Source organism: Nonomuraea sp. 3N208 (assembly GCF_052245935.1).
In the GTDB taxonomy this organism is placed as follows: domain Bacteria; phylum Actinomycetota; class Actinomycetes; order Streptosporangiales; family Streptosporangiaceae; genus Nonomuraea.
The window spans coordinates 64,074-84,462 of the sequence record NZ_JBQQBR010000030.1; the positions used below are offsets into that span (position 1 = coordinate 64,074).

Annotated in this window: 14 protein-coding genes; 7 read left to right on the forward strand and 7 right to left on the reverse strand. The window is 67.9% G+C overall.

The genetic code is table 11. The features are described from left to right. Positions 1–18: 18 nt before the first annotated feature. Positions 19–1,086, reverse strand: a complete 1,068-nt coding sequence (locus ACTWPT_RS38145) for a sugar ABC transporter substrate-binding protein (protein ID WP_443182383.1) — start codon at positions 1,084–1,086, stop codon at positions 19–21. 41 nt (positions 1,087–1,127) lie between these two features. Continuing rightward, positions 1,128–2,441 (reverse strand): L-fuconate dehydratase, encoded by a 1,314-nt coding sequence (locus ACTWPT_RS38150; RefSeq protein WP_443182384.1) that lies wholly within the window; start codon positions 2,439–2,441, stop codon positions 1,128–1,130. A gap of 311 nt (positions 2,442–2,752) precedes the next feature. Here ACTWPT_RS38150 and ACTWPT_RS38155 point away from each other — a divergent pair, with 311 nt between their 5' ends. After that, positions 2,753–3,499 (forward strand): FadR/GntR family transcriptional regulator, encoded by a 747-nt coding sequence (locus ACTWPT_RS38155; protein ID WP_375118148.1) that lies wholly within the window; start codon positions 2,753–2,755, stop codon positions 3,497–3,499. Positions 3,500–3,642: 143 nt separating this feature from the next. Here ACTWPT_RS38155 and ACTWPT_RS38160 read toward each other — a convergent pair whose 3' ends face one another. After that, entirely contained in the window at positions 3,643–4,416 is a 774-nt protein-coding gene (locus tag ACTWPT_RS38160; protein WP_443182385.1) for a FadR/GntR family transcriptional regulator, read from the reverse strand. A gap of 137 nt (positions 4,417–4,553) precedes the next feature. On the opposite strand from ACTWPT_RS38160, the gene ACTWPT_RS38165 reads away from it, so the two are divergent. The 5 genes from ACTWPT_RS38165 to ACTWPT_RS38185 all read left to right on the forward strand — a co-directional run bounded on the left by ACTWPT_RS38165 (position 4,554) and on the right by ACTWPT_RS38185 (position 11,865). Then, entirely contained in the window at positions 4,554–5,822 is a 1,269-nt protein-coding gene (locus ACTWPT_RS38165; RefSeq protein WP_443182386.1) for an ABC transporter substrate-binding protein, read from the forward strand. Positions 5,823–5,850: 28 nt separating this feature from the next. Continuing rightward, the gene (locus tag ACTWPT_RS38170; protein ID WP_443182387.1) at positions 5,851–6,801 is read left to right on the forward strand and encodes a carbohydrate ABC transporter permease; all 951 of its coding nucleotides are present in this window, start codon (positions 5,851–5,853) and stop codon (positions 6,799–6,801) included. After that, positions 6,801–7,628, forward strand: coding sequence for a carbohydrate ABC transporter permease (locus tag ACTWPT_RS38175; protein WP_443182388.1), 828 nt, complete (start codon positions 6,801–6,803; stop codon positions 7,626–7,628). Before ACTWPT_RS38170 ends, ACTWPT_RS38175 begins: the two co-directional genes overlap by 1 nt. A gap of 34 nt (positions 7,629–7,662) precedes the next feature. Then, positions 7,663–8,814: a mandelate racemase/muconate lactonizing enzyme family protein gene (locus ACTWPT_RS38180; RefSeq protein WP_443182389.1), complete on the forward strand. Its 1,152-nt coding sequence runs from the start codon at positions 7,663–7,665 to the stop codon at positions 8,812–8,814. Between the two features lie 93 nt (positions 8,815–8,907). Beyond that, complete coding sequence (locus ACTWPT_RS38185) at positions 8,908–11,865, forward strand: NEW3 domain-containing protein (RefSeq protein WP_443182390.1); 2,958 nt, start codon at positions 8,908–8,910, stop codon at positions 11,863–11,865. Between the two features lie 76 nt (positions 11,866–11,941). On the opposite strand, the gene ACTWPT_RS38190 is transcribed toward ACTWPT_RS38185, so the two are convergent. The 4 genes from ACTWPT_RS38190 to ACTWPT_RS38205 form a co-directional block, all read right to left on the reverse strand. After that, a complete protein-coding gene (locus tag ACTWPT_RS38190; protein WP_443182391.1) occupies positions 11,942–13,519 on the reverse strand; it encodes a glycoside hydrolase family 27 protein in 1,578 nt (525 codons plus the stop codon). 229 nt (positions 13,520–13,748) lie between these two features. Further along, positions 13,749–14,996 carry a cellulose binding domain-containing protein gene (locus tag ACTWPT_RS38195; protein WP_443182392.1) on the reverse strand — a complete coding sequence of 416 codons (1,248 nt, stop codon included), beginning with the start codon at positions 14,994–14,996 and terminating at the stop codon, positions 13,749–13,751. Between the two features lie 111 nt (positions 14,997–15,107). Beyond that, on the reverse strand, positions 15,108–16,964 hold the full coding sequence (locus tag ACTWPT_RS38200) for a family 43 glycosylhydrolase (protein WP_443182393.1): 1,857 nt from the start codon (positions 16,962–16,964) through the stop codon (positions 15,108–15,110). 46 nt (positions 16,965–17,010) lie between these two features. Beyond that, positions 17,011–18,342, reverse strand: a complete 1,332-nt coding sequence (locus ACTWPT_RS38205) for an extracellular catalytic domain type 1 short-chain-length polyhydroxyalkanoate depolymerase (protein ID WP_443182394.1) — start codon at positions 18,340–18,342, stop codon at positions 17,011–17,013. A 518-nt stretch (positions 18,343–18,860) separates the two neighbouring features. Here ACTWPT_RS38205 and ACTWPT_RS38210 point away from each other — a divergent pair. Next, positions 18,861–20,324, forward strand: a complete 1,464-nt coding sequence (locus ACTWPT_RS38210) for an endo-1,4-beta-xylanase (protein WP_443182395.1) — start codon at positions 18,861–18,863, stop codon at positions 20,322–20,324. The last annotated feature ends 65 nt before the right edge of the window (positions 20,325–20,389 follow it).

Genomic DNA, 20,389 nt, shown 5'->3' on the forward strand with positions numbered 1-20,389 from the left:
AGAGGCGTGGCCGTCTGATCACCCGCCAAGGTTGTTGCCCCACAGAGAGGAGTCGCCCGGCTTGACGCTCGCCACGCCTGCGTAGGTCCCGCCGTCGGCGGTGACCAGGGGCGCGGAGAGCTGGTCCTCCAGCAGGCCGGGGCGCACCTGGATGATGGTGCTGTCGTGGTCGGTCGGGCCCGGTTTGAACGTCTTGCCGTCGATGGCGGCCTTGGTGTACTGCAGCGCGTACTTGGCGTATTGGTCGGCCGGCTGGGAGACGGTCGCGTCGATCTTACCGGCGGCGATCTCCTTGAGCTCCTGGGGGATGCCGTCATTGGAGATGACGAAGACGTGCTTGGGATCGTCCGGCGGAACCAGGAGGCCGCGCTGCTGGAGCACCTGGAGGGTGCCCGACAGGGCGAAGCTCGACTGCATGTAGACGCCCTTGATGTCGGGATTGGCGGTGAGCTGCGTCTGGAGCTTCTGCGAGGCGACCGCACCGTCCCAGTTGGTGGCCTCGCCGAACACCGTGATGCCGGGGTAGCTCGCCTTCATGCAGGCATTGAACGCCTCCGTGCGGTCGCGGCCGTTGATGGAGGCCAGGTCGCCCTGGAGCATCACGACCTTGCCCTTGCCGGACAGCTTCTCGCCGAGGAACTTGCACGCCTTCTCGCCGTAGGCCCGGTTGTCGGCGCGTACCACCATGAAGGCGTCGCCCTGCTCGGGACGGGTGTCGACCATGACGACGGGGATCTTCTTGGTGTTGAGCTGCTGGAGGGTGGGGGCCACGGCGGCGGTGTCCTGCGGCGCCAGCACGACGCTCTTGACGCCCTGGCTGATGAAGCTCTGCACGTTGGCGGTGAGCTTGGAGATGTCGTTCTGCGAGTTGGAGGTCTTCAGCTCCAGGCCGTTCTCGGCACCGAACTGGGGGACGTACTTGATGAAGGAGTTCCAGAAGTCGGTGTCGGAGCGGGGATAGTCCACCCCGACGACCGGCTTGCCGCCTCCTGAGGCGGCCGTGCCGTCGCCTCCGCCGCCCCCGCAGGCGGTGGCCAGGCCGGCCGACAGGGCGACGGCCGTCCCAAAGGCGAGTCCTTTTCTCATGAGTGTTCCTTCCCTGTGCTGGGTGGGGGCTGGGGAGCGCGTCACACCGCACCCGCCGCGTCGGCGGCCCACTGGGGGCCGTGCGGGTAGGCGTACTCGGCGCGGGATGCCGGATGCATCTCGGCGCCCCCGCCCGGACGTGCGGGGGCGAGGTATCGGCCGTCCCGGATCACGACCGGGTCGGTGAAGTGGTCGTGCAGATGGTCGATGTACTCGATGACACGGTCCTCTGCGGTGCCGCTGACGGCCACGTAGTCGAACATCGACAGATGCTGGACCATCTCGCACAGGCCGACGCCGCCCGCGTGCGGGCACACCGGCACCCCGAACTTTGCGGCCATCAGGAGGATGGCGATGTTCTCGTTGACGCCGGCGACTCTGGCGGCGTCGAGCTGCAGGATGTCGATCGCGCCCGCCTGCAGGAGCTGCTTGAACATCACCCGGTTGTGGGTGTGCTCGCCGGTGGCGACTTTGATGGGTGCCACCTGCTTGCGGATGGCGGCGTGGCCGAGCACGTCGTCGGGCGAGGTGGGCTCCTCGATCCAGTACAGGTCGAACTCGGCGAGCGGGGCCAGCCACTCGATCGCCTGTCCGACGTTCCACGCCTGGTTGGCGTCCACGGCGATGCGCACATCAGGGCCGACCGTCTCGCGGGCCAGCCGTAAGCGCCGGACGTCCTCGGCCAGGTCGGCGCCGACTTTCAGCTTGATCTGGCGAAACCCGTCGGCGACCGCCTCCTCCGCCAGGCGGGCCAGCTTGTCGTCGGTGTAGCCGAGCCAGCCGGGAGTGGTGGTGTAGGCGGGGTAGCCCTCGGCCAGCAGGCGTGCGCGGCGCTCGGCACGGCCCGGCTCGGCGCCGCGCAGGATGGCCAGCGCCTCCTCCCGGGTGAGCGCGTCCTCCAGATAGCGGAAGTCGACGACGTCGACGATCTCCTCCGGCGGCAGCTCCGACAGCAGCCGCCACAGCGGCTTGCCCGCCCTGCGCGCACGAAGGTCCCACAGAGCGTTGAGCACGGCTCCAGCCGCCATGTGAATGACGCCCTTCTCCGGGCCGAGCCAGCGCAGCTGGCTGTCGCCGGTGAGCCGGCGGGACACCCCGCCAAGATCGCCGAGCACCTCGGCCACCGGCCGCCCGGTGACCAGCGGCGCCAGCGACTCCACGGCGGCGACGGCGATCTCGTTGCCACGCCCGACGGTGAAGGCGAGCCCGTGCCCTTCCTGCCCGCCGCCGGTCCGCACGATCACGTACGCGGCTGAGTAGTCGGGCTCGGGGTTCATGGCGTCGGAGCCGTCGAGGTGCCGTGAGGTGGGGAATCGGATGTCGTGGGCCTCGATGGCGGTGATCAGCTCGGCCACGACGGCCGCCCTTGGTGATGTTTACACACGAGGGTGTCCCTCCATGGGATGTTTCGGGGAGGTGAAGCGGTCTTCACCACACCGACATGGGATGTCTTTGTAATCCTCGCGAGGGCGGCATGTCTAGACCTCCCAAGGAAATACCGGGAAAATCGCCAATTGACTGCCCCGGCAGGGCACGATCTGATGAGTAGACAACCCATGTCTGCTCATCCATAAGTCCAAATCTTCCTCGAACATAGGATGTCTGTTATGTTTCCCACCGTGAAGCGCGTGCCGATCGAGCGACTCCGTGCCTGGAGGTCGCCCGCATGTCCCTGACCGACGAGGCGATCTCCCGCATCCGGGCCCTCATCCAGTCGGGCGAGCTGCCACCGGGCGCGCGGCTGCCGCCGGAGCACCAGCTCGCCGCCCAGCTCGGCGTCTCCCGCAACCCGCTGCGCGAGGCGGTCAAGGCGCTGGTCGTGGCCCGGGTCCTTGACGTACGGCGGGGCGACGGCACGTTCGTGACCAGCCTGGAGCCGCGGCTGTTGCTGGAAGGGCTGGGACTGGCCGTCGAGCTGCTGCGCGACGACACCCTGCTGGAGATCGTCCAGGTACGGCGGATGCTCGAGCCCGCGGCGACCGCCCTCGCCGCGTCCCGGATCTCCGCCGAGCAACTCGACGAGATCGGCGAGCACCTGAACGCGATGCGCGCCGCCTGCGATGACGTGGAGAAGCTGAACCACCACGACGCCGCCTTCCACCGCGCCGTCGTGCGGGCGACCGGCAACGAGACGCTGTCCACCCTGCTCGACGGAATCTCCGGCCGCACGCTGCGGATGCGGGTGTGGCGCGGCACGGTGGAAGCCGGCAGCTCGCACAAGACCGTCGCCGAGCACGAGGCGATCTACCACGCCCTGGCCGCCGGCGACGCGACGCTCGCCCAGGCCGCGGCGCTCATGCACATCGGCACGACCGAGACCTGGCTGCGCTCGGTGTTGGGAGACGTCGAGGACTCCCGTGACCAGGGTGTGAACTTCGAGGGCTCCCAGCTCGGCGAGGAGGAGACACGATGAAGGTCCGCCTGGCTACAGGGAGAGCGGCCTGACGGTCGAGCTGCCCGATGAAGCCGGTGCTCCCAGGCGGTGGAGGCGGCGATGAGCAGGGCGCAAGACCGGGACGGCCGAGGCCCGACGTCGGGCGAGAGCGCGACGGCGCGCTAACGTTGCAGGCGCACGGGGGCGCTGGGTGCGTTGCGCCGGACGAGCCAGGCCTCGGTGATGTGCGTGAACATCGCTTCGCTGGCGCCATCGGGGTCATGGGCGGCGATGCGTTCATAGATCCGGCGATGGCCCTGGTTGGACGCCACGCACAGGGCGCGTTCCGGCTTTCCCATGTATCGGGCGGTGTTGATCACCTGGCTCTCCAGCGCTCGCACCACGCCCCGGCCGATGCGGTTACCAGACGCCTGCATGATCGTGTCGTGGAAGGCGCGGTCGTGGTCGGCGTACGTGACGTGGTCGTCCACGAGCTCGTCCATCCGGTCCACCAGAGCACGCAGCCGCTCGATGCTCTCCTCGCCCGCCACCCGGGCGGCGAGGTAGGCCATGTCGGACTCGAGCAGACGGCGTGTGACAACGAGGTCGTCGAGGATCCCCAGGCTCTCGTCCATGTCGATGGTCGCCGCCAGAACGAGCTCGTCGAGCATGTCCCACATCGTGGGCGGGGTCACCATGGTGCCCGCGCCCTGGCGAACCTGGACGAGCCCCTTCTCCTGGAGGATCTTCACGGCCTCACGGACGACGGTCCGGCTCACCGAGAAGGTCTCGCACAGCACGGGTTCGGGGGGAAGGGGCGTGCCGGGCGGGTGCACGCCGCGGACGATGCGCTCCACGAGTTCCGCTGTCACCGCCTTGCCCAGGCTGGCGGGTCGTCGGACCCATGCGGGCGGCGGCGCGGGGACGCTGCCGGGCGATTCCTGCGATGCCGTCATATCTTCCTCCGGTGACCCGCTAGGTCAGCGCCCACCGCGTCAGTATATGCCATCCGTATTGACAGCATACGTCATACGAATTACGTTTCCGGGAAGACGGCCGAGGACGCCGGCCGCATTCTGGAGAGTGATCAGCCATGAGGCAGCGAACACTATGGTCGGTCGTCCTCGTCACGGGACTGGCCGTGACCGGCTGCGGAAGCGCCGCACCGACGCAATCCTCCTCCGGGGAACCCAGGAGCAGGATCGTGGTCTGGGACTGGAAATCCGGCGAACCGCCCGTGGCCTCCTACCTTGAGAAGGCCAAGGCCGACTTCGCCAAGAAACATCCCGATGTCACCGTCGAGTTCGTGGCCCAGCCGTTCGATCAGTACTACACGCTCTTGGGCGCGGCCACCCAGTCGGGAAAAGGCCCCGACGTCATGCTCTTCAACGGCGGCGGCCAGCTCCGCGACCGGGTGGACACGCTCCTGCCGCTGGACCAGTACGTTGCCGAGGACAAGCAGCGGCTGGCGGGCTGGGACGCCTTCAGCAAGGACGGCAAGATCTACGCCGCCCCGGTGACGCTGCAGGGCCACCCGATCTACTACAACAAGACGATCTATCAGAAGGCGGGGCTGGATCCGGCGAACCCGCCGAAGACGTGGAACGAGTTCGTCAGTGGCTGCGCTGCCATCAAGAAGGCAGCCGGCGCCAGGTGCTTCGCCCTCGGCAACAAGGAAGGCTTCGGGATCCAGTTCTTCATGTCGGGACTCGGGCCGGGCATCCTGACGCCCAAGGAGTACGACGACTGGATCTCCGGGAAACGCGACTGGACCTCTCCCCACGTGAAGGAGATCTTCGCCCTGTGGAAGAAGGTCAACGATGACGGCCTGAACAACGACGGGGCCAACTCCACCGCGCTGTTCAACGACGCCTTCGCCGTCTTCAACACCGGTAAGGCCGCCCACATCATCGGGCTGATGTCGGATATCGGGCACTGGAAGGACTTCGGCGAATTCCTGGGTGCCGACCAGGTCGGCGTCATGACCGCCCCAGTGGTCACCGACGGAGCCACGCCCGTGCTCCCCTACGACGGCGGCATCGGTTACGGGGTCGCCAAATCGACCAAGAATCCTCAGCTGGCCGCCGACCTGGTGCGATCGCTGACCTCGACCGGCGCGCTGACCGCCTTCTACACCGGCGCCGGCGCGATCACCTCCGACACCACGATCGACGTGTCGCAGGGCGCTCCCGCCGTGGCCGCGATCGTGCCCCAGATCAAGGACGGCAAGCCCGCACTGCATGTCGCGTTGTCCTCCAAGACTCTGGACCTGATGGGGAGGCTGTCCCAGCAGCTCCTGAGCGGGTCGGCGAGCGTCGATGAAGCGGTGAAACAACTGGCCGCTTCGGACAAGACGAGCTGATCGCGTGCCGATCGGAGGTTCATCACCGGTGGTCCGCTCGGCTGCGGCGGAGCGGACCACCGGAGCAAAGTTCGAGCGGCCAGGACGCCACAGCGGCACCGGAAGGACCCCGCGCGGGGCGCGGGCCGAGCGTCTGGCGCCCTTCGTCCTGGTGGCTCCGGCCGTACTGATCATCGTGGCGCTGCGGTTGTGGCCGCTGCTGCTGGGCGTCAACTTCTCCTTCACCGGCGACGGCGAGCGCAACGGGACCTTCGTCGGCTTCGACAACTACGCCGAACTGCTGAACGATCCGTTGTTCCGCACCGCGCTGGGCAATGTCGGCTTGCTGGTGATCCTGCTTCCCGTCGCGGTGGCGATCCCCGGCCTGCTGGCGACGTTCATCTACCTGCGGGTGCCCGGGCATCGGCTCTTCCGCGGCGTCTACTTTTTCCCGGCCGTGCTCTCGCCGGTGATCGTCGGTGCGATCTTCAACCTGATGCTCGGCTTCGACGGCCCGGTGAACACCGCCCTGGCGCTGATCGGCCTCGGCCCCGTCGACTGGCTCGGTGACCCGGACATCGCCATGTTCACGGTCGTCGGCGTGCACATCTGGGCGACGTTCGGGATGGCCCTCGTGGTGTTCCTCGCCGGATTCTCCACGCTGGACGCCGCACTCCTGGACGCCGCCCGGATGGACGGCGCGTCACTGCCCCAGATCATCTGGCATGTCATCGTCCCGGGCCTGTCCCGCACCATCCAGTTCGTCTTCGTGACCACCATGATCGGAATGCTGACGTCCATGTTCGGCCTGCTGTACGTCATGACCAGCGGCGGCCCTGAAGGTTCGACGTACCTGCCGGAGTTCTACGTCTGGTTCCAGCAGGGACACATGAACCGCCCGGCACTCGCCTCGGCCGCATCGACGGTGCTGTTCCTCATCATGCTCGTGGTCGGAATCCTGCAGGTGATCGTGCTCCGCCGTGCAGGGAGGGAAGACTGATGCCCGGCAAGAGCTTGGGCAGGTGGGTGGCCGCCGTCCCGATGGCGCTCCTCGCGCTGGCGACCGTCTATCCCCTCCTGTTCACCACCAACGCCGCGATGAAGACCCGGCGGGAGTACATCCTCGACCGCTTCTCCCCCACGAGCTCGCTGCACCTGGAGAACGTCGCCGCGGCGTGGAACAGCGTCGGCATGGCGCGCTACTTCGCCAACTCGCTCATCGTGGTGACGGTAGCGGTGATTCTGCTGCTGCTCTTCGGGTCGATGGCCGGCTTCGCACTGGCTCAGTTGCGCTTCCGCGGCTCCTCGGCGCTGTTCCTCGGCTGCCTCGCGGCGTTGTTCGTCCCGTTCCAGGTGATCATGGTGCCGATGGCCCGGGTCATGGCGGACAGCGGCCTCATCGACACCTATCCCGGACTGATCCTGGCCTACGTCGCGCAGTTCCTCCCCTTCACCATCTTCCTGATGACCAGCCACTACAGGACCATCCCAGTGGAGATCATCCACGCGGCAAGGATCGACGGGAACTCCACCTACGGCGTCTACCGGCGGATCATGATCCCGCTCGGTACTCCGGCCCTGTTGTCGGTCGGCATCCTCGATGCCTTGTTCTGCTGGAACGACGTGCTCATCGCCCTGCTGATGATGCCGTCGCCGGAGCATCGCACCCTCATGGTCGGGGTCACCTCGCTGCGCGGACAGTACTCGGACAACATCCCCCAGTTCGCCTCAGGAGTTCTGATCGCCGCGATACCCGTCCTGTTGCTCTATCTCTTCCTTCAGCGTCAGATCGCCGACGGTGTCACCGCCGGCTCCACGAAGGGCTGACATGCGGATTTCGGGGTATCGCACGTTGACAACGGTGCATGAATGGGGCCGCCCCGTCGGCGACGCCAACGGCGTCTACGCCGACGGGAACGTGTCGGTGCCGATCATCATGGTGGACACCGACGAGGGGATCACCGGCGTCGGCCTCGGGCCGCACGCACACCTCGACACCATCTTCGCCGCCATCGAAGGCGAGGATCCGCGCGGCGTGACGGCGCTCTACGACCGCATGCTGCGACAGACCTTCAAGGCCGGCCACGCGGGCGCCGTGTTCGGGACGATCGGCGCGCTCGACACCGCTCTGTGGGACATCAAGGCGCAGGCCGCCGGCGAACCGCTCTGGCGCCTGCTGGGCGGTCGCGACCGGCGGGTCCCAGCCTACGCCTCCGGCCTGGACATCGGCCTGACCGACGAGGAACTCGTCTCCCTCTACCAGGTCTACGCCCGGCACGGGCTGCGGGCGGCCAAGCTCAAGGGCGGCCTCGACATCGACCGCGACCGGCACCGCCTGACACTGGTACGAGAGGTCCTGACCGAGGCCGGGCACGGATCGCGACCGGGCCTGATGCTCGACGTGAACGAGGCCTGGACCCGCAAGCAGGCGGTCCGGCACGTCTGCGAGCTCGAACGCACCCTGGATCTCACGTGGATCGAAGAGCCGGTCCGGCGGTGGGACGCCGAAGGCCTGGCCGTCGTCGGTCGCGGGGTCCGCGCCTCGGTCGCCACGGGGGAGAATCTCACCGGGCTCGAGCAATATCGACCGCTGCTGGCCGCGGGAGCCGTCGACATCGTCCAGATGGCCGCCGTCTGGGGAATCACCCATTTCCTGCGAGTATCCGCTCTGGCACACGCCCATGACCTGCCGGTCAGTCCGATCGGCACCACCCCGATCGCCCTGCTGCACGCCTCGACGTCGGTACCGAACCACCTGATCAGCGAGCTGCAGGACCTGCAGCCACCACTGGGCGTGTCCCTCGACCTGACCGTCGAGGACGGCGCGTTCATCCTCGGAGACTCCGCGGGCCTGGGCGTCACGATCGACGAGGCCGCGGTCACCTCGTTCACCCGTCGGCCGGCCGACGCCATGACGGCCGGCACCCCCAACGTCCGGCCCGAGCACGCCGGACGGCGACTGCTGGCGGTGGCCGATCAGGGCGCCGCATCGCAGCGCCTGCTCACCCCCTAGTCGTAGACCCTCACGACCGGACGGCGAGGTGAACTCGTACCGTTCGCCGCCTCCCGTCCTTGCCACCTACGTGCCGGAAGAAAGGGAACACGCGTGCGTCCGTTACTCGTGCTGCACAGACGAACATCGGCTGCGTCGTCCGCCGCCTTACTGATCGCGGCCGGACTCATCGTCGGCCCGGTCGCCTCCCGGGCGGAGGCCACGGCCCCGGGAGACCAGACGATCGTGGTCGCGCCCGCCGGGACCAAGAACGCCGACGACAAGGGCCCGGGTAGCGCCGGACGGCCGCTAGAGACCCTGGAGGAGGCACAACGGCGGGCGCGCCAGGCGGCCGCGGAGGGCAACCGCGACGTCACCGTCGAACTCCTCGACGGCACCTATCGGCTGACCGCGCCACTACGGTTCGACGCCGCCGACTCCGGCCGGAACGGGCACACCGTGACCTGGAAGGCCAGGCGCGGCGCCAAGCCCGTGCTGAGCGGCGCCAAGCCCGTCACCGGCTGGGTGCTCGACGATGCCGCGACGGGCGTCTACAAGGCCCAGGTCGGCACCGGATTCGACAGCCGGCAGCTCTACGTCGACGGCGTCCTGGCGCAGCGGGCACGCACCAAGCTGGCCCGCGACGACATCACGCTCAACGCGACCGGCTTCACCGTCAACAACCCCGACCTCGCCTACCTGGCCACGCTGCCCGACCAGAAGCGCATCGACTTCCAGGCGATGCTGTCGTTCACCAACCGTTTCGCGCCCGTGCAGAGCATCTCCGGCTCCACGGTCGTCATGCAGCAACCGGCCTGGGACAACAACACCTACGGTTACGACACCATCCAGTCTCCGTTCCGCACGCCGACCATCTTCCTGCTGAACTCCAGGAAGTTCCTCGACGAGCCCGGCGAGTGGTACCTGGACACGAGTGCCGGGACGCTCTACTACAAGCCGCTCGCCGGGCAGGATCTCTCACGTGCGCGCGTCGAGCTGCCTCGGCTGGAGTCGCTGCTGCAGGTCGGCGGGACGTACGACGAGCCCGCCCGCAACCTGCGGTTCGAGGGCCTGACCTTCACCGGCACCACATGGCTGCACCCCAGCACTGCCGACGGATACGCCAACCAGCAGACCGGCACGTTCATCAGCGGCGTTCAGCCGCACCGGCCGGCCGACGCGTTCACCTCGTGCGCGGTCGGCTGCAAGGGATTCGAAGGAGCGCGCAACGGCTGGGCGCAGGCACCCGCCGCGGTGCAGGTGTCAGCCGCGGAGAATGTCAGCTTCGCCGGCGACACCTTCGTGAACCTCGGTTCCGTCGGGCTCGGCATCGGCAACGACGCCAACGCCCACGCCAGCGGCGTGGGATTGGGCGCGCACCACGTGACGGTCACGGGAAGCACGTTCACCGCGAGCGCCGGCGGCGGCATCGTGGTCGGCGGCGTACGGCCCGACGCCCACCACCCCTCCGACCCGCGCATGGTCAACAGCGACATCAAGATCAGCGACAACCGGGTCTACGCGACCGCGCTCGAATACCAGGACCAGGACGCGATCTTCGCCAGCTACGTCACGCGGCTGACCATCGAGCACAACTACGTCTCGGACATGCCCTACACCGGCATCGGCGTCGGTTTCGGCTGGGGCGCCAACGACCCGGGCGGCAGCCCCGAGTACATCAACCGCGGTCTCTACGACTTCCAGCCGATCTACGACACCCCGACGACCTCGAGCGATGTCCGCATCGTGGGTAACCACGTGCGCAACGTCATCCAGACGATGAACGACGCCGGCTGCATCTACACCCTCTCCGCGATGCCCCGCAGCACGATCGACGAGAACTACTGCGAGAACAGCGGGCAGCTCGGCCTGTACTTCGACGAGGGCTCGCGGTACCTGTCCGCGAACCGCAACGTGTTCGTCAACACCGCGGGGCAGTGGGCGCATGCCAACAACCAGAACGGCAACTACACCGGCAACCTCACACTGACCGGAAACTTCGCGACCAACCCGGCCATCACCGGCATCGTCACCGGCCAGCGCGGCAACGTCGCACGCGACAACACCGCCATCACCTCCGGCAACCTCCCGATCGCGGCCAGCGAAGTGATCCACAAGGCGGGTCCGACCGGCCAGTACCGCGGCCCCGCCGACCCGCAGCGCCCGCCGGTCGGCGCCTACCTGGTGGCCGAACCGGTCAGCATGAGCGCCGGTGGTACGAGCACGGTCACCGCCACGGTGGCGAACATCGGTGACAGCCCGGCTTCCGGCCTGCGTGCCCGGATCACCGTCCCCGAGAAGTGGCAGGCCGTGCCCATCGGCGAGCCGCTGAAGCCGGACCTCCCCGCGGGCGCCTCGGCCACCGTGTCGTGGAAGGTCACGGCGCCCGGGTCAGTCACGACCCCGGTCGACCGCGCGCCGGTCACGATGTCACTGACGTTCCAGGCAGGCAGGACCGAGTACGCGCTGAAGAGGTCGCTGACACTGACCGCGCTCAACCCGCTGACGTCCCTGAAGGGGTACGGCTCGGTGCCGAGCCGGTTCGCCGAAGCCGGATCCGCGTACGCCATCCTGACCTCCGGCGCCGATATCTGGCAGGACGGCGGCGCGTCGTTCGACGAGTACGGCGCCATCTACCAGGACGACGCGGTCGGAACCACTGCCACGGTGACGGCACGGGTCACCGAGATGGACAACACCAACTCCTGGGCCAAGGCGGGTGTCGTCATCCGCAATGATCTCACCGCCGCCGCCTCGTCGCCCGGGTACGCCGTCATGGTCGTCACCCCCGGCAACGGGGTCGCCTTCCAGTGGGACTCCAACGGCAACGGTTACCTCGACTCGTTCAGCGCAGTCTCGGGGACCAAGGCGCCGGCCTGGGTCCGCCTCGTCCGCTCCGGCAACGAGGTCAGCGGCTACTACTCCACGAACGGCACCGATTGGATCAAGGTCGGCCCGACCGCCACCCTGCCCGGCATCGCCGGTACGCAGGACGCGGGGCTGATCGCGACCTCTCACGCGGCCGGCGTGACAGGCCAGTTCAGCTTCAGCGACTTCACAGTGAGCACGTAGGGAGTGCACGTGAGTGGAGACACCTTCGCCGGAAGCGGAGGACCGCCTCCGGTGAAGGTGTCTCTCGCAATGTTCCTCAGGTCCGGGTCCAGCGCTGGTTGACGCCGCCGTTGCAGCCCCAGATGACCAGCTTGGTGCCGTTGGCGGTGGCGTTGTTCGGCACGTCCAGGCACTTGCCGGCGCCGACGGCGGTGATGGTGCCGTCGGCGTTGAAACGCCACTGCTGGTTGGACTGCCCGTTGCAGTCCCAGATGATCACATTGGTGCCGTCGACGGTGCCGCCTTCGTAGACGTCCAGGCACTTGTTCCCGTAAACCCGTAGCTCACCGCTCGCGGTGGGCGTCCACTGCTGGTTGGCCTGGCCGTTGCAGTCCCAGATCTGCGCCTGCGCACCGTTGGTCTGCGAGGCGCCGGCGACGTCCAGGCACCGCCCCGAGCCGGCCCCCTTGATCGCCCCCGTGGGCGTAGGGACGATGCCTCCTCCGGTCACGATGTACATGGCCGCCCCGTGCCCGGGCACCGACGCGCTGATGGTCCCGGACGAGGAGGACGTCGTGTGCGCCCAAAGGTCGCGCACCGAGTAGGAGGACGCCGAGCCCAGGCCCAGGGCGGAGGCGGTGGTGGAGACGGTCGAGGTCGAGGTGCCCCGGTTGAGCAGGACGACCGCGACCGAGCCGTTGGACATGGGCTTGCGCCAGACCTCCAGATTCCCGTTGTCGCTGATCTTGTGGCCCTGCCTGCCGCCCCAGTCCTGGTTGACCGCGATGACCTCGGTGTTCGTCAGGATGGACCGGGTCTCCGCGCTCATCGACCGGATGTCATTGCCCGCGATGAGCGGAGCGTTCAGCAGCGACCACAGGCTGAAGTGCGCCCGTCCCTCGGTCGCCGTCAGCGCGCCGACGCCGACCTCCAGCATGTCGGGGTCGTTCCAGCCGCCCGGCCCCGAGTACGCCTCGAGCCCGACCTGCTGGTCCAGGATGCCCATGATGGAGTTCCAGTTCGCGGCGATGTCGCCCGTCGTGCGCCAGGAGTTGCCCACCGGCATCCCCCAGGTCCACACGTTCTCCTGGCCCCAGTTGCACAGGCTGTACACGATCGGGCGCCCCGTGGCGGCCAGCGCGTCACGCATGGCGGTGTAGCGCTGCTGCCCGGTCCTGCCCTGGTGGTCGCCGCAGTTGTCGTACTTCAGGTAGTCGATCCCCCAGGACGCCCACAGGGCGGCGTCGCGCTGCTCGTAACCCAGGCTGGCCGGGTACCCCGCGCACGTGGTCGTCCCCGCCGAGGAGTAGATGCCGAGCTTCAGCCCTTTGGCATGGACGTAGTCCGCCAGGGCCTTCATGCCGCTGGGGAACTTCTGCGGGTCCGGCACCAGGTCCCCGTTGGCGTTGCGGCTCTTGGTGGACCAGCAGTCGTCGATGTTGACGTACTCGTAGCCCGCCGCCGCCATGCCGCTGGAGACCATGACGTCCGCGGTCTGCCGGATGAGGCTCTCGTTGACGTTACAGAAGAAGGTGTTCCAGTCGTTCCACCCCATCTGCGGTGTACGGGCGAGCCCGTTGTCCAGCGCGATGGCCGGCGACGACGTACCGCCGATCGCGACCAGGGAGCCGGCGGCCAGTACCGCCGCCAGCGCCCATCGAATGATCTTACGCATCTGACTCCTCTCAACACGGGATCGGTGAGCATCCGGACGTCCACCGGCGTCACAGAAAGGCGCTCATATCGGCCGATCCGGCAGCACCCGCAGGTCCACCCGCACGCCCCGAGACGACAACCGGGTCAGGCAAGGCTCCAGCGTTGGTTGGCGCCGCCGTCACACGACCAGAGGCTGAGCTTGGTGCCGTTCGCGGTGGCGTCCGGGGCGTCAATGCGCCCTCACCTGATCAGGAGGCGTCGCAGGTAAGGGTGGGTGTGGCCGCGGCGCCGTTGGCGGTGAAGCCGAACGTGGTGGTGCCGTCGGGGGCGATGGAGCCGTTGTAGGCCTCATTGCGGACGGTCACGCCGGCTCCGGAGCCGGAGCGGATGCCGTTCCAAAGGCTGCTGATCGTCTGCCCGCCCGGCCAGGTCCAGCCGACCGTCCAGCCGTTGACGGGGGTGCTGCCGGCGCGGACGGTGACGGTGGACTGGAAGCCGCCGGACCAGGAGTTCACGGTCTGCATCGTGGCCGTGCATCCACCGGGTACCGGCGTCGGACTGGGCGACGAGCCACTCCCGAACTGGGAGAAGAACTTCCACACCTCTCCCTTGGTCCAGGTCGTGACGCCACTCTCGGCGTAGGTCCCATCCACCGGACCGGGCATGTGACCGTTGTCGAACGCGGCCCAGACGACCGGATAACCGGCCCGGCACCCCGAGTAGGTGGTGACGATATGGCTCCGGCTGCCCGAACTCGGCTCGGGCGGGTTCTGCGCGGTACAGCCGTTGTTGCGGACGAACCTGTCACGCAGCGACCGTCCCTGCGAGATGTTGAGCACCGTGTCCCCGATGCCGTGCAGCCCCATGTACGCGACGGGCTGGGTTCCGTCGCTGCACCCGCTGAGCTGCGCACCGGAGAAGACCGCGACCGCCCGGAAGACCGTCGGCCGCGAGCACGCGAGAGAGAAGCTCATCCCGCCGCCGTAGCTGAAACCGGTGGCGAAGCGCTGCGAGGTGTCGACGCAGAGATCCGCCTCGATGAGCCGGATCATGTCGTCGACGAAGGTGACGTCCTCACCGTTGCTGTTCGCCCAGCCATTGTTGAAGCCCTGGGGCGCGACGAAGATCGCGCCGTTGTTGGACAGCTGCCTGAGTCCGTAGAAGGACCAGGGGTACCCGCTGGTTCCGCCAGAGTCGACGTCGGCGGCGGTGCCGCCCCGCCAGTGGAAGCCGAAGATCAACCGGTAGGGCGTGTTGTTCTGGTAGTTGTCGGGAAGCCGGAGGATGAAGGAGCGGTTCTTGCCGCTGGTCTGAATCGACTGCGTACCGCTCCTCAGCGTCGGAGCCTTGCCGCATCCGGCGGTCGTCGCAAGGGTGCCGGCACCCGCGGATGCCGTGGCTCTGCCGACGTCGTTGCTCATCGCCGCACGACCCGTGACCAGAACGAGAAGTGCCGCGACCGCGATCGCTCCTAAGAAGAATCTGTGCCTTGACATCACATAACCTCGATCATGGTGCGGATACCGATGCATCTGGAGAGAGAAACCATTCACTTCCTCCTAATGAGGCGGGAGCGTCGGTCGGCAGGCGCGACAGCCGGCTTGGGACTACTGGAATGAGGCGTCGTCGATGGAGAAGCCGTCGGTACCCGCCGCCGTCTCGACGTAGAAGGTGGCGCCGGTCAGCGCTCCGCTCCATGACACGGTCGCCGTGCCGGTGAGCTGGGTCCAGCCGCCGGAGTTCACCGTCGTCACCGGTGTGAGCTGGAGGTAGCTCGTCGTGCCGTTGGCGGTGACCGCCAGGGTCGCCTTCGCGCCGGGCGTGCCGCTCTGCGACCGCACCCAGACGCTCGTGGTGTAGCTCTTGCCGTTGGTGAGCTTGGTGGTCACATCCTGGGTGGTGCCGTTCCATGACGCCGTGCGCCCGGCGATGGACAGCGCCCGCGCGCCGCCGTGCACGGGGTCGGTGACGGACGACAGGGCTCCGCCGGACGCGCCCCAGCCCGTCGTGCCGCTCTCCATGTCGCTGTTGGTCAGCAGGTTCCCGCCGGTAGCGGGGCCGCCGGTGAACTGCCACCAGTTGACGTTGAACAGGTTGCCGCTCCCGCCCGTGTACTTGAAGTACAGGTCATGGGTGCCCGTCGCGCCGTTCACCGGGCAGGTGACGGTCGTCCACGTCTGCCAGCCGCCGGTGCCCGGCACGGTGCAGGTCCCCACCAGCGTGCCGTTGACGCCGTCGAGGTGGAGCTCGATCCGGCCGCCGCTGGTCGCGGAGGCCACTCGCGCGGTGAAGGACGTCGCGCCTGAGCCGAAGGCGACGCCCTTGACCTTGATGTGGTCGCCGTTCTCGATCCAGCCGACGTTCATGCCGCCCTCGCTGGAGGGTTCGGTCTCCACGCCGGACTCCCAGGCGATCGTCTCGGCCTCCTGGCGGACATAGGGGTTCAACGTGCCCACCTGAGGCGCCCCGGTCGTGGTCATGTTGATCGTGGGGATGGTTCCGTCGGCGTTGTAGCTGAACTTCACCACGGCAACCGAGCGGGTGAAGCCGCCACCGCCCGGCAGGGCGCCGTTGTGGTAGAAGAAGTAGGACCCGCCGTTGAAGTCGATGATTCCGGGGTGGTTCGTGAAGCTGCTGCCCTGCGTGGGCATGACCGTCCCGCGGTAGGTCCAAGGCCCGGTGGGGCCAGGGGCCGTCGAATAACCGATGAACTCAGAGCAGCATTTCGCCGCGAAGACGTTGTAGTAGAGGCCGTTGCGCTTGTAGACCCAGGGCCCCTCTTCGTACAGGGTCGGACGGCTCGTGTTGCCGGTGCGGGTGCCGAACCCCGCGGTGGTGAGCGGAATCTGGGTGGGGCTGCCCGAGTACGAGATCATGTCGGCGTTGAGCCTGACGTACCAGAGGTTGGGGTTACCCCAGTACAGGTAGGCCTGCCCGTTGTCGTCGATGAAGACCGTGGGGTCGATCTCGCCGTTCCTGACGAGAGGGCGGCCGATGGCATCCGTGAAGGGCCCGGTGGGGCTGTTGGAGACCCCGACGCCGATGGCCATCTGGCCGCTCGCCCGGTCCTTCACCGGGACGTACCAGTAGAACTTGCCGTTCCTGTAGACGGCCTGGCCGGCCCACGCGTCCGCGCTCGCCCAGCTGAAGGTGGCGACGCTCATCGGCGAGCCGTGGTCGGTCCAGTTCACCATGTCCGCGGACGACCAGACCCGCCACTCCTTCATGGTGAAGTACGTCGAGCCGTCCTCGTCGTGTCCCGTGTAGAGGTAGACCCGGCCATCGTGCACCAGTGGAGCGGGGTCGGCGGTGTAGATCGTCTGGACGATCGGGTTGTCCGCCCTGGCCGTGCCCGGAATCACCGTCACGGCGCAGAGCAGCGCCACGATCGCCAGCACACCGCGCCTCGCCATGACGCCGAGCCTCGCGATGACGCCGAACCGAAGGGGGGATGCGACTTTCATGGTCACCTTCCGAAGTCGGGCGGGCATGGGTGCGAGCCGCGGTGTGTCAGGTGCGGGTCCAGCGCTGGTTGGCGCCGCCGTGGCAGGAGTAGAGCTGGAGCCGGGTGCCGTTGGCGGTGCCCTGGCCCACGGCGTCCAGGCACAGCCCGGACTGCACGCCGGTGATGGTGCCGTCGGCGTTCAGCTGCCATTTCTGGTTGGCGCCGCCGTGGCAGGAGTAGATCTGGATGACGGCGCCGTTGCCGGCGCCGGCCGCGTCGAGGCACTTGTTGCCATAGACCCTGAGCTCACCGGCCGAGGTGGCGGCCCACTGCTGGTTGCCGCGCCCGTTGCAGTCCCACAACTGCACCGCGGTGCCGTCAGCGGTGGCGGCGTTGGGCACATCCACGCAACGCCCGGAGCCGACTCCCTTGATCTGCCCGGCGGGTGGTGGCGTCGGCGTCGTGGTGGACGAGCCGCCGTCCAGGCCGAAGAAGCGGATGGCGTGCGCGGCCATCCCTGGTCGCGGCAGATCGTGGCCGGCTCCGGTGATGGTGTACGCCTCGACCTGCCCGGAGCCGAAGACTCGCCGGGTCCATCCGGATTGCGGGCTGTCGGTGGAGGTCGGGGTCTGGCCCAGCCCGTGCACGTTGGTCCACTGGTCGACCTCCTCCTGCAGCATCGTGTACGGCAGCACGGAGTCGGCGGTGCCGTGCCAGGCCATCACGCGCGGCCGGGGCCCGGTGTAGCCGGGGTAGGCGTTCCTGACCAGGTCACCCCACTGCTGCGGCGTCTTGTCCCCGCAGCCGGCGGGCCCGAGGCAACCGTAGGGAACACCCGCGAACGGCGCGCCGGCCTTGAACACGTCCGGATACGTGGCGAGCAGGTTGTTGGTCTCCATCGCGCCGGAGGAGAAGCCGGTGGCGAACACCCGCTCCGGGTCACCGTTGTAGCGTTGCAGCACATGGGTCGTCATGGAGACGATCGACACCGGGTCACTGCCGCCACCGTGGCGCAGGGCCTCGTTGGACCACACATCGAAGCAGTTCGACATGCCGTTGGCGCTCTTGTTCGCCTGCGGGTAGATGACGATGAACCCGTACCGGTCGGCCAATGAGGCGAACTCGGTACCCTGGTGGAAGCCCGGGGCCCAGCCGTTGCAGCCGTGCATCGCCACCAGGACTCCCGGGCGGGATGCCACCGTGTCGGGGACGTAGAGGTACATCCGCAGACCGCCGGGGTTGGTGCCGAAGCTCGTCACTTCGGTCAGGACCGCCGCCGACGCTCCCGGCGCAACCGTGAGGAACATGGACAGAGCGGTGGCTAACGCCGTGATCAGAGCCGCCAGGGCGGCTCCGATGCCCGCGTACCTTCTCGTACGGGGTTCGCTTCGCGTCATTGGTTCGCCTCTCCGCTGTTAGCGCTAACAACCTGCTGGCCTGGTCGAGCTCCCCTAGGGCCGGTGGAGGTGGTGGCGGGACGGAGCAAACACGAGGCAGAAAGGTACTGTCAAGAGCGCCTTAACGTGCAGCGGACCGGCGGAGGCGGCGTCCGAGCGCGCTCACCTCGGATTACCGAGCCTGGCCGCAGTCGACCAGCGAGAGCGTCGCCATGAAACTTTCATTTGAACCCCACTCGAAGAGTCCAGCCGAAACTTTCAAGGGTCACAATTCACACTTGAGCCAGCACAAGCGGCGCAGGCAGAGGTAGGCTCCGCCGATAATTTTCACTATATCCTTGACAATTTTCGGCGAGCTTCCCACACTGAGTGCCCGAGGTGATCTCCCTACCGGCTCGGTGGTGCTCAACAGGGACTGCCGTCCCGACACCTGTGCGTCCCTACCGGGGCGCGGCGTCGGTCCCGCGGGTGTGTCCCGCACGAACCCTTCCCCATGTTTCGCATACGGAGGCTCCAGCATGCGTGTCAACGCCATGTCCCCACCTACCGCCCGACGGCCGCTCGGCGCGCGCCGCCGGGCGCTGATCACCGGCGCGCTCGGCGCACTCGGCGTGATCACGGCACTGGCGACGGCGATTCCGGCCGATGCCGCGGAGAGCACGCTCGGCGCGGCCGCCGCGCAGAGCGGCCGCTACTTCGGCACCGCCATCGCCTCGGGCAGGCTCGGCGACTCCGCCTACACGACGATCGCCAATCGCGAGTTCAACATGGTGACGGCCGAGAACGAGATGAAGATCGACGCCACCGAGCCCAACCAGGGGCAGTTCAACTTCTCCGCCGGGGACCGGGTCTACAACTGGGCCGTGCAGAACGGCAAGCGGGTGCGCGGGCACACCCTGGCCTGGCACAACCAGCAGCCGAACTGGATGCGGCCGATGGAGGGCAGCTCGCTGCGCCAGGCGATGATCAACCACATCAACGGCGTCATGGGCCACTACAAGGGCAAGATCTACGCCTGGGACGTGGTCAACGAGGCCTTCGCCGACGGCAACTCCGGCGGCCGGCGTGACTCCAACCTCCAGCGCACCGGCAACGACTGGATCGAGGTGGCCTTCCGCACCGCGCGCGCCGCCGACCCGGCTGCCAAGCTGTGCTACAACGACTACAACATCGACAACTGGAGCTGGGCCAAGACGCAGGGCGTCTACAACATGGTCAGGGACTTCAAGGCCCGCGGCGTGCCGATCGACTGCGTCGGCCTGCAGTCGCACTTCAACAGCAACAGCCCCTACAACAGCAACTACCGCACGACCATCCAGAGCTTCGCCGCGCTGGGGGTCGACGTGCAGATCACCGAGCTGGACATCCAGGGCGGCTCGGCCACCACGTACGCCAACGTCGTCAACGACTGCCTGGCGGTGCCGCGTTGTACCGGCATCACGGTCTGGGGGGTTCGCGACACCGACTCCTGGCTCGGCGCAGGCGCCGCCGCGCTGCTCTTCGACGGCAACGGCAACAAGAAGCCCGCCTACACCGCGGTGCTCAACGCGCTCAACGGCGGCAGCACGTCGCCGACGCCCGGCCCGGGCGGCGCCGGACAGATCAAGGGCATGGCCTCCGGCCGCTGCGTGGACGTGCCCAATTCCAGCACCACCGACGGCACCGCGGTCAACCTGTGGGACTGCAACGGTCAGACCAACCAGCAGTGGACGCAGTCCTCGGCCGGGGAGCTGAAGGTCTACGGCAACAAGTGCCTGGACGCCGGGGGCACCGGCAACGGCGCCAGGATCCAGATTTACTCCTGCTGGGGTGGCGACAACCAGAAATGGCGCGTCAACTCCGACGGCACGATCGTGGGCGTGCAGTCCGGGCTGTGCCTTGACGCCGTCGGCGCCGGCACCGGCAACGGCACGGGGCTGCAGCTGTACAGCTGCCACGGCGGCAGCAACCAGAAGTGGACCTACAACGCGAGCGCTGCGTGAGCTTCACCGACTGCTCACCCTGGCGCCTGGGCCTGCTGACCCAGAACAGCTCCACCTGCTGACCG

Bases quoted from the DNA above. Each gene is read 5' to 3' on its own strand.
- ACTWPT_RS38210 (WP_443182395.1), top strand. From the start codon at position 18,861: ATGCGTGTCAACGCCATGTCCCCACCTACCGCCCGACGGCCGCTCGGC.
- ACTWPT_RS38190 (WP_443182391.1), bottom strand. From the start codon at position 13,519: ATGCGTAAGATCATTCGATGGGCGCTGGCGGCGGTACTGGCCGCCGGC.
- ACTWPT_RS38195 (WP_443182392.1), bottom strand. From the start codon at position 14,996: ATGTCAAGGCACAGATTCTTCTTAGGAGCGATCGCGGTCGCGGCACTT.
- ACTWPT_RS38165 (WP_443182386.1), top strand. From the start codon at position 4,554: ATGAGGCAGCGAACACTATGGTCGGTCGTCCTCGTCACGGGACTGGCC.
- ACTWPT_RS38155 (WP_375118148.1), top strand. From the start codon at position 2,753: ATGTCCCTGACCGACGAGGCGATCTCCCGCATCCGGGCCCTCATCCAG.
- ACTWPT_RS38145 (WP_443182383.1), bottom strand. From the start codon at position 1,086: ATGAGAAAAGGACTCGCCTTTGGGACGGCCGTCGCCCTGTCGGCCGGC.
- ACTWPT_RS38175 (WP_443182388.1), top strand. From the start codon at position 6,801: ATGCCCGGCAAGAGCTTGGGCAGGTGGGTGGCCGCCGTCCCGATGGCG.
- ACTWPT_RS38160 (WP_443182385.1), bottom strand. From the start codon at position 4,416: ATGACGGCATCGCAGGAATCGCCCGGCAGCGTCCCCGCGCCGCCGCCC.
- ACTWPT_RS38205 (WP_443182394.1), bottom strand. From the start codon at position 18,342: ATGACGCGAAGCGAACCCCGTACGAGAAGGTACGCGGGCATCGGAGCC.
- ACTWPT_RS38200 (WP_443182393.1), bottom strand. From the start codon at position 16,964: ATGAAAGTCGCATCCCCCCTTCGGTTCGGCGTCATCGCGAGGCTCGGC.